The organism is Mesorhizobium sp. M1D.F.Ca.ET.231.01.1.1 (genome assembly GCF_003999155.2).
GTDB lineage: Bacteria > Pseudomonadota > Alphaproteobacteria > Rhizobiales > Rhizobiaceae > Mesorhizobium.
Genome location: NZ_RZOZ02000084.1, coordinates 1 through 396, shown reverse-complemented (window position 1 = coordinate 396; position 396 = coordinate 1). Strand labels below are relative to the sequence as shown.

The window sequence follows — 396 nt, the reverse complement described above, 5'->3', positions numbered from 1 at the left end:
CCAGACCATCGTCGCGCCCGCCATGCCGACCATCGGGCGCTCGCTCGGCCATGCCGAATACCTGCCCTGGATTGTCACCGGCTACCTCTTGACCGCAACCGCCGTGGCACCGCTCTACGGCAAGATTTCCGACGTCTATGGGCGTCGGCCGACCGTCTATGCGGCAATTCTCATCTTTCTTGTCGGATCGCTGGTCAGCGCACTGGCTCCCAACATGTTCGTCCTTATCCTGGGGCGCGCGATCCAGGGGGCCGGTGGCGGCGGCCTTTTCGCGCTGACGCAGACCGTGGTCGGCGACCTTGTCCCGCCGCGCGAGCGGGCGCGCTATGCGGCGTGGTTTTCCGGCACATGGGCCGTCGCCAGCGTCGCCGGGCCGCTGCTGGGCGGCACTTTTGC

General features: G+C 67.7%; 1 protein-coding gene. It reads left to right on the top strand.

Features of this window, described 5'->3' with window-relative positions; translation table 11 throughout:
• Positions 1-396, top strand: a 396-nt coding sequence (locus EN874_RS32400) for an MFS transporter (protein ID WP_127428845.1), incomplete at both ends; no start/stop codon positions are given.